8 protein-coding genes are annotated in these 6,502 nt (G+C 72.2%); 7 read left to right on the top strand and 1 reads right to left on the bottom strand.

Going from position 1 to position 6,502, the window contains the following annotated elements; genetic code table 11:
• The 5 genes from scpB to serS all read left to right on the top strand — a co-directional run.
• On the top strand, positions 1-670 hold a 670-nt coding region (gene scpB / locus Q7A36_RS09945; protein WP_370655646.1), incomplete at its 5' end, for an SMC-Scp complex subunit ScpB.
• 106 nt (positions 671-776) lie between these two features.
• Positions 777-1,829 (top strand): ABC transporter ATP-binding protein, encoded by a 1,053-nt coding sequence (locus tag Q7A36_RS09940; protein ID WP_305103528.1) that lies wholly within the window; start codon positions 777-779, stop codon positions 1,827-1,829.
• A gap of 98 nt (positions 1,830-1,927) precedes the next feature.
• On the top strand, positions 1,928-2,443 hold the full coding sequence (tatB, locus tag Q7A36_RS09935; RefSeq protein WP_305103527.1) for a Sec-independent protein translocase protein TatB: 516 nt from the start codon (positions 1,928-1,930) through the stop codon (positions 2,441-2,443).
• A gap of 11 nt (positions 2,444-2,454) precedes the next feature.
• Positions 2,455-3,249: a twin-arginine translocase subunit TatC gene (tatC, locus tag Q7A36_RS09930; RefSeq protein WP_305103526.1), complete on the top strand. Its 795-nt coding sequence runs from the start codon at positions 2,455-2,457 to the stop codon at positions 3,247-3,249.
• Between the two features lie 124 nt (positions 3,250-3,373).
• Entirely contained in the window at positions 3,374-4,660 is a 1,287-nt protein-coding gene (serS, locus tag Q7A36_RS09925; RefSeq protein WP_305103525.1) for a serine--tRNA ligase, read from the top strand.
• A gap of 56 nt (positions 4,661-4,716) precedes the next feature.
• Here the strand turns inward: serS and Q7A36_RS09920 are convergent, their stop codons facing one another.
• A complete protein-coding gene (locus Q7A36_RS09920) occupies positions 4,717-5,565 on the bottom strand; it encodes an ATP-binding protein (RefSeq protein ID WP_305103524.1) in 849 nt (282 codons plus the stop codon).
• A 103-nt stretch (positions 5,566-5,668) separates the two neighbouring features.
• Here Q7A36_RS09920 and yajC point away from each other — a divergent pair, with 103 nt between their 5' ends.
• Together yajC and Q7A36_RS09910 are read left to right on the top strand one after the other, a co-directional pair.
• On the top strand, positions 5,669-6,010 hold the full coding sequence (gene yajC / locus Q7A36_RS09915) for a preprotein translocase subunit YajC (protein ID WP_305103523.1): 342 nt from the start codon (positions 5,669-5,671) through the stop codon (positions 6,008-6,010).
• A 113-nt stretch (positions 6,011-6,123) separates the two neighbouring features.
• Complete coding sequence (locus Q7A36_RS09910) at positions 6,124-6,483, top strand: hypothetical protein (protein ID WP_305103522.1); 360 nt, start codon at positions 6,124-6,126, stop codon at positions 6,481-6,483.
• Positions 6,484-6,502 lie beyond the last annotated feature (19 nt).

The raw sequence follows: 6,502 nt of genomic DNA, 5'->3' as shown, positions 1-6,502 counted from the left end.
CGCCGAAGCCGCCGAAGCCGCCGAAGCCGCCGAAGCCGCCGAAGCCGCCGAAGCCGCGGCCGAGGCGCCGCCGGCGGTGACCGAGGCGGCGGCAAGCATGGGCGGCGCCTTCCCGCCGCCCGACCCGGCCCTCTTCGCGCACGCGCTCCGCCTCGCCGAGGCGCTGGTCTTCGCCAGCGATCGCCCGGTCACGCCACAGCGCCTGCAGCAGGCCCTGCCGCCGGGGGTCGAGGCCCGCGCCGTCCTCACCGCGCTCGCCGCGCAATGCGCGGACCGTCCGGTGCAGCTTGTCGAGGTCGCCGGCGGCTTCGCCTTCCGCACCGCGCCCGAACTCGCCCCCGCCCTGACCCGGGTGGTCGAGGTCCCGCGCCGCCTGCCGCGCGCCGCCATGGAGACGCTGGCGATCATCGCCTACCACCAGCCCGTCACCCGGGCCGAGATCGAGGAGATCCGCGGCGCCAGCCTCTCCCAGAGCACCCTGGAGTCGCTGCTGGAGATGGGCCTGATCGCCCCGCGCGGCCGCAAGGAGGTGCCGGGACGCCCGAGCCTTTGGGGCACCACGCCGAAATTCCTCGAGCAGTTCGGCCTGCGGGCGCTTTCCGACCTGCCGCGGCGGGAGGAACTGGTGAACGAGCCGGGCAGCCCTCTGCTGGCGGCGCCTGCCGGGTGAAGACGGGGGGAAGAAGGCACTTCTTCCCCCCGGGCCCCCCATCATCGCTTTCTGGGAGTTTGGCGCAGATCTTCCCGCTGTGTCCCGTTCCCGCTAACGCGCCGGCATGAGCCTTCGTCTGACCGGCATCCGCCACGCCTTCGGCCAACGGGAGATCCTGCGCGGCGTGGATCTGCATGTGCGCCCCGGCGAGATCCTCTGCCTCCTCGGCCCCTCGGGCTGCGGCAAGACCACACTGCTGCGCCTGGTCGCGGGGCTCGAGGAATTGCAGGCCGGCCGGATCGAACTCGGCGGCGCGCTGGTCGGCGAGAAGGGGCGGGAGGTGCCGCCGGAGCAGCGCCATGTCGGCTTCGTCTTCCAGGACTACGCGCTCTTCCCGCACCTGACCGTCGCCGAGAACGTCGCCTTCGGCCTGCACCGCATCCCGCGCGGCGAGCGGCCCTGGGCGGTGACCGAGGCGCTGGCGCGCGTCGGGCTTGAGACCTACGCCCATGCCTATCCCCACATGCTCTCGGGCGGGCAGCAGCAGCGGGTGGCGCTGGCTCGGGCGCTGGCGCCGCGACCGCAGGTGGTGCTGCTGGACGAGGCCTTCGCCTCCCTCGATGCCAGGCTGCGGGAGCAGGTCCGCGACGACACCCTGCACGTCCTCCAGAGCGCCGGCATCCCGGCCATGATCGTGACCCACGATGCGGAGGAGGCGATGTTCCTCGCCGACCGGATCGCCCTGATGCAGGAGGGGCGCGTCATCCAGCTCGGCCGGCCGGAGGAGCTCTACCTGGCGCCGGCGGATCCCTTCGTCGCCACCTTCCTCGGCGAGGTGAACCGCCTGCCCGCGCGGATCCGCGGCGCCCGGGCGGAGACCGCGATCGGCCCGCTGCCGCTCCGCCCCGGTGCCGACCTCGCGGAAGGCCCGGCCGAGGTGCTGCTGCGGCCGGAGGGGCTGCGCGTGCAGGAGGAGGGCGGGACGCCGGCCGAGGTCGAGGCCTGCCGCCTGCTCGGCGCGACCACCCTCGTCCACCTCGCGGTCGCCGACGGCGCGGGCGGCCTGCTGCACCTGCATGCGCGGCTGCCGCCCGGTATCCGCCTCTCGCGTGGACAGCGGGTGACGGTTGCGATGGATCCGGAGCGCGCCTTCGTATTCCCGCCCGCGGCACCCTAGATAGGGCGGCACAGATTGTTGGACCCCGGGGTTCCTGCTAACGGAGGCGGCCTTGCGGCGCCGGGGGGCTCCCCTCCCGGTCCGCGGCCGGAGACGTCATGTTCGACCTAGCCTGGTCAGAGATCGCGTTGATCGGTGTCGTGGCGCTCGTCGTCATCGGCCCGAAGGACCTGCCGGAGGCCATCCGCGGCCTCGCGCGCGGCGTCCAGAAGCTGCGCCGCATGGCCGGCGAGTTCCAGAGCCAGGCGGATGAGCTGGTGCGCGAGGCGAATCTCGACGAGGTCCGCAACTCGATCAACGAGATCCGCAGCTTCAACATCAAGAACACGATCGAGAAGGCGGTGGATGCCGACGGCTCGATCCGCAAGACCTTCACCGAGGATCCGCTGAAGGCGGATTACGCCGCGCCAGCCGCCGCGCCGCCCGCCGGCGCCGCGTCCGGCAGCGCCGAGCCGCCGAAGGCCGCGCCCTCGTTCATCCCGCCGGCCTATGCGCCCGCGCCGCCGGCCCCCGCGCCGGTCGCGGCCGAGCCGGCGCCCGCGCCCGCCTTCGTCCCGCCGGCTAAGCCTGCACCCCAGCCGGCGGTCGAGCCGGCGACGATCCAGAAGACCTGAGCATCACGCCCGTGCCGCGCGACCCGGAAGATTCCATCGACGACAAGCCGATGCCGCTGCTCGACCACCTGAAGGAGCTGCGCACGCGGCTCCTCTGGTCGGTCGGCGCCTTCGCGCTCGCCTTCGCCCTCTGCTACTACTTCTCCGCCCAGATCTACGGCTTCCTGGCGCGGCCGCTGGCCGACATCCTGCAGCACCAGGGCGGCGGCGACCGGCGGATGATCTTCACCGCCCTCTACGAAGCCTTCTTCACCTACCTGAAGGTGGCCTTCTTCGGCGCGGTCTTCTTCAGCTTCCCGATGTGGGCGACGCAGCTCTGGCTGTTTGTCGCGCCCGGCCTCTATCGGAGCGAGAAGAAGGCGATCATGCCCTTCCTGGTCGCCTCGCCCTTCCTCTTCGTCGCGGGCGCGGCGCTGGCCTACTACTTCATCTTCCCGCTCGCCTGGCGCTTCTTCATCACCTTCGAGACGCCGCCGGGCGAGGGCACGCTGCCCATCCAGCTCGAGGCCAAGGTCAGCGAGTACCTCTCGCTGGTCATGCAGATGATCCTGGCCTTCGGCGTCGCCTTCCAATTGCCGGTGCTGCTGACGCTGCTCTGCCGCGTCGGCATCCTGGAGGTGGCGACGCTGCGGAAGGGCCGGCGCTACGCCATCGTCGGCATGTTCGTCGTCGCCGCGGTGCTGACGCCGCCGGACATCATCAGCCAGATCGGACTCGCGGTGCCGCTGCTCGCGCTGTACGAGATCTCGATCCTGGCGGCGACCTGGATGGCGCCGAAGAAGCCGGACGCGACCGGTACCAAGTAGCGGGGGCTCCGCCCTCGCCCCCGGTCCCCGTGGAGGGCAGTGGCGCCTTCGACGGGGGCCGCCCTCCCGCCGGGGCCAAGGCCAGGCCCCGGCCCCCCGCCCTGAGAGTCCCGGGACCTGAGCCATGCATGACATCCGCACCGTGCGCGCCGACCCGGCCGCCTTCGACGCCGCCATGGCGCGGCGCGGGCTGCCGCCGGTCTCGGCGGAGATCCTGGCGCAGGACGCCGCCCGCCGGAGCGCGTTGCAGGCCCTGCAGGAGAAGCAGGCCCGGCGCAACGCGCTCGCCCGGGAGATCGGCCAGGCCAAGAAGGGCGGCGCCAGCACCGTGGCGCTGGAGGCCGAGGGCGTGCTACTGCGCGACGAGATGGCGGCGCTTGAGGCCGCCGCCGCCGAGGCCGAGCGGGCGCAGACCGCGATCCTCGAGGCGCTGCCCAATATCCTCGACCCCGCGGTGCCGGACGGCAAGGACGAGGCCGACAACATCGTCCTGCACCAGCATGGCGAGCCGCCCCGGCCGAACTTCGCGCCGAAGCAGCATTTCGAGATCGGCGAGGCGCTCGGCCTGATGGACTTCGCCACCGCCGCCAAGCTCGCCGGCGCGCGCTTCACGGTGCTGACCGGCGCCCTGGCGCGGCTGGAACGGGCGCTGGCGCAGTGGATGCTGGCGCTGCACACGGAGGAGCACGGCTATACCGAGACCGCGGTGCCCTACCTGGTGAATGCGGCGACGGTCTATGGCACCGGGCAGTTGCCGAAATTCGAGGAAGACCTCTTCAAGACCACCGATGGCCGCTACCTGATCCCGACCGCCGAGATCCCGCTGACCAACATCGTCCGGGACGAGATCGTCCCGGAAGCCTCGCTGCCCCAACGCTACACCGCGCTCTCGCCCTGCTTCCGCTCGGAGGCCGGCAGCGCCGGCCGCGACACCCGCGGCATGCTCCGCCAGCACCAGTTCCAGAAGGTCGAGCTGGTCAGCGTCACCCGGCCGGAGGAGAGCGAGGCGGAGCACGAGCGCATGACGCGCTGCGCCGAGCGCGTGCTGACCGAGCTTGGCCTGACCTGGCGGCGGGTGCTGCTCTGCTCCGGCGATACCGGCTTCGGCGCGGCCAAGACCTACGACCTCGAGGTCTGGCTGCCGGGGCAGGGGGCCTGGCGGGAGATCTCCTCCTGCTCCAACTGCCGGGATTTCCAGGCGCGGCGGATGAATGCCCGCATGAAGCCGGCCGAGGGCCCGGAGGGGAAGAAGCCGAACGTCTTCCTGCACACCCTGAACGGCTCCGGCGTCGCGGTCGGCCGCGCCCTGATCGCGGTGCTGGAGACGCACCAGCAGGAGGACGGCAGCGTGCTGGTGCCGAAGGTGCTGCGGCCCTGGATGCGCGGCCTGGAGCGGATCGGGCCGGCCTGACCGGCCGGGCGCCGCTAGGCGGTTCGGGCCGGCAGCGAAAGTCGGCCCGAACAGCCTCAGCCGATCGCGACGCCCATCCGCCCCGCGAGGTCCTGGATGAACTGCCAGGCGACGCGGCCGGAGCGGCCGCCGCGGGTGACGGACCACTCGTTGGCCTGCCGCCGCAACTCTTCCCCGCCGACCTCGATGCCGAGCGCCTGCGCATAGCCCTCGACCATCGCGAAATAGGTCGGCTGGTCGCAGTTGTGAAAGCCGATCCACAGCCCGAAGCGGTCACTCAGGGAAACCTTCTCCTCCACCGCCTCGGCCGGGTTGATGGCCGTGCTGCGCTCGTTCTCGATCATGTCGCGCGGCATCAGGTGGCGGCGGTTGGATGTCGCGTAGAACAGCACGTTGGGCGGCCGCCCCTCGATGCCGCCGTCGAGGACGGATTTCAGCGCCTTGTAGTCGGCATCCTCCTTCTCGAAGGAGAGGTCGTCGCAGAAGACCAGCGTGCGGCGGTCCTGCGCGCGGAGGATGTTCAGCAGGTCCGGCAGGGTACGGATGTCCTCGCGGTGGATCTCGATCAGCGCGAGGCTGCCGGGGACCTCGGCATTCGCGGCGGCATGCGCGGCCTTGACCAGCGAGGATTTCCCCATGCCGCGCGCGCCCCAGAGCATGACGTTGTTGGCGGGGAAGCCGCGGGCGAAGCGCAGCGTATTGGCCAGCAGCAGGTCCTTCTGCCGGTCGATGCCCTGCAGCAGCGCGATCTCGACGCGCGAGACCTTCGGCACCGGGACGAGGCGCGGCACGGGCGCCGGGTGCCAGACGAAGGCATCGGCCCCGTCCAGGCGCGGGGCGGGCGGCGGCGGCGGCGCCAGGCGCTCCAGCGCCTCCACGAGGCGGATGATCAGGGCAGTGTCCATGGTGAATTCCGGAGCTTGGGGCCGCACTTGACGCGAAGGGGGCGGAAGCTAGTTTGCGCCCGCCCCACGCGGCAAGAGCCGGAACCAAAAGGACAGTGCCGGGATGCTGATCTCCCCCGCCTATGCGCAGGATGCCGCCGGAGGCGGGCTGGCGCTCGTCACCCAGATCGCGCCCCTGCTGCTGATCTTCGCGGTCTTCTACTTCCTGCTGATCCGCCCGCAGCAGAAGAAGCAGAAGGAGCATAAGGAGCTGCTCTCGAAGCTGAAGCGCGGCGACCGCGTGCTGACTGCGGGCGGCATCATCGGCAAGGTCACCACGGTGAAGGAGGGCGTGGACGAGGTGGAGGTGGAGATCGCCCCCAATGTCCGCGTCAGCGTGCTGCGCCAGACCATCGGCGACGTGCTGAAGCCGGTCGGCGCCAACGACGCCGGCGCCAAGGCCTGACGCGCCCCGCCCGGTTTCCGGGCCGCCTCGGGCTTCTCCTCGCGCTCCTGGCGGTGCCGGCCGGCGCCGCCTCGCCCGATGCCGATTCGCTCCGGGCGCTTGCGGGCGGCAGCATGGTGCAATTGGCCGCGCATCCCGCCGTCGCCACCCCGCTGCGGGGTGCCGCCCGGGGTTCGCAGCAGAAGGTCTATGAGGGGCTGCGGCTGCCCGGGCCGCCCGTCGCGCTGCAGGCGGGGCGCTGGCTGACCGGCTGGGGCTGCGGCGACCCGGCGCCGCAGCCGGGCTGCGCCCGGCACGGGCTCTTCATCGCCGTGGATGCGGAGACGGAGCGGCTCTTCCTGATGCTGCTGGAGGACGGCGCCCCGGTCTACCTGGCGCCGGCCCGGACGGCCCACTGGCCGGCGGAACTCGCCGCGCCCTTCGCCGGCTTCGCGCCGGACCTGCCGCACGGCCCCGTCTTCGACCAGCCCTGAGGCCGGTGCCGGACGCAGC

Origin of the sequence: Paracraurococcus lichenis (assembly GCF_030657435.1) — a bacterium.
In the GTDB taxonomy this organism is placed as follows: Bacteria; Pseudomonadota; Alphaproteobacteria; order Acetobacterales; family Acetobacteraceae; genus Paracraurococcus; species Paracraurococcus lichenis.
The sequence above is the reverse complement of the archived record's forward strand: the minus strand, read 5'-3'. Positions and strand labels throughout refer to the sequence as shown.

Excerpts from the sequence above, each read along its gene's own strand:
- Q7A36_RS09940 (WP_305103528.1), top strand. The coding sequence starts at position 777 with ATGAGCCTTCGTCTGACCGGCATCCGCCACGCCTTCGGCCAACGGGAG.
- serS (WP_305103525.1), top strand. The coding sequence starts at position 3,374 with ATGCATGACATCCGCACCGTGCGCGCCGACCCGGCCGCCTTCGACGCC.
- yajC (WP_305103523.1), top strand. The coding sequence starts at position 5,669 with ATGCTGATCTCCCCCGCCTATGCGCAGGATGCCGCCGGAGGCGGGCTG.
- tatB (WP_305103527.1), top strand. The coding sequence starts at position 1,928 with ATGTTCGACCTAGCCTGGTCAGAGATCGCGTTGATCGGTGTCGTGGCG.
- Q7A36_RS09910 (WP_305103522.1), top strand. The coding sequence starts at position 6,124 with ATGGTGCAATTGGCCGCGCATCCCGCCGTCGCCACCCCGCTGCGGGGT.
- Q7A36_RS09920 (WP_305103524.1), bottom strand. The coding sequence starts at position 5,565 with ATGGACACTGCCCTGATCATCCGCCTCGTGGAGGCGCTGGAGCGCCTG.